The organism is Oleiphilus sp. HI0066 (assembly GCF_001635725.1).
Map to the genome: position 1 here is coordinate 1 of NZ_LWFH01001180.1, position 1,412 is coordinate 1,412.

At 49.3% G+C, this 1,412-nt stretch carries 1 protein-coding gene; it reads right to left on the reverse strand.

The window, feature by feature from the left end; genetic code table 11:
• On the reverse strand, positions 1-1,412 hold a 1,412-nt coding region (locus A3738_RS15920), incomplete at both ends, for a VCBS domain-containing protein (protein WP_197473884.1).

Genomic DNA, 1,412 nt, shown 5'->3' on the forward strand with positions numbered 1-1,412 from the left:
CAGCCCACCAAAACGGCCTTGCTGCGAACCAACAACCTTCCATGTATGCGTATCTAAGGCATCAACATCTACTGCAGTGAGCGAACCTGAGGTTTGACCGATCAAATCTTCGGTAACTGAACCGGTGTTCTGTCCACGAATGGTAGGTAGATCGTTCGTTCCCTCAACATCAATAACAACTTGTTTAATGGTTCGCTCACCATGCTGATCTCTCACCTCGACACGAAATGTCTGCTGAATGACTTGGCCTTCAGACAAAGCCTTCACAGACGCGGAGTTAGGATGCAGAGAGAATGTCCATTTCCCTTGCCCATCTATCGATAAACTTCCGTATGAGGCGTTGGGATTTAACACTCGCCAGCTATGTGTGTCGTTTTTGTCAGCATCGTCTGGCGTCAGCTGACCGCTAATCGTCGGCGTAACGTCTTCTTTTGCCGTACCACTAAATTGGCCCGCCATCAGCGGCTTATCATTCGTACCGTTAATAACGACAGATACCACTTTTGTGGATGCTGCGCCTTGAGAATCAATGACTCTCACCGTGTGTTGGACGGTGACAGATTCCCCGTCACCAAGCCCTTGCGTATCAGGGCTTGTACGATCCAAGGTATAACGCCAGCGTCCGTTTTGATCTACCGTCAATTGCCCATATTGATCGGCACCACCGCCATCAATTGACCAAGTATGCGTGTCGCCACGATCAGGGTCGCCATCGCGTAGTCTTCCGCTCACCGTTTCGACTTGGTCTTCTATCACACTGCCAGTTGCTCGCCCTCTAATGGCAGGAGAATCATTTGTACCCTCAACAATAATAGAAACGCTTTGCGTGACGATCCCACCGTGCCCATCATCGACTTGTATTTGAAAGGTCTCAGTACGCGTTTCACCCTCTCGCAAGCCGTTCACTGCTTTTGAACGTGAGCCATCAAACATGTCATATGTCCACTGCCCATTCGGCCCAAGCTGAAGAACACCATAGGTTCCACGACCTGTTCCAACAAGCGACCATACGTGAGTATCAGACGCGTCAGCATCAGTCACCGTCAACTGTCCTGATGTGTGCTTGGTCGTATCCTCTTTTGTTTGACCAGTAATTTGACCTGCAATAACGGGGTTATCGTTCGTACCATTGATCGTGATGCCTATCGATTGCGAGTCTGTCGCGCCTAACTGATCTGCAACATTGGCGATAACTGAATCTGTAAGTGACTCACCAGCGGCTAGTTTCTGTACATCAGGATGAGAATTATCAAGTTGGTAACGCCAAACGCCATTACTCGCAATCGTGAAGGTGCCGTATTGACCCTGAAAACTTGTTTGACCACTACCCAAACTCCATGTGTGTGTATCACCTGCATCCACATCGCCATGACGAAGCATGCCTCCTGCACTAGGTTTTCCGTCTTCAGATA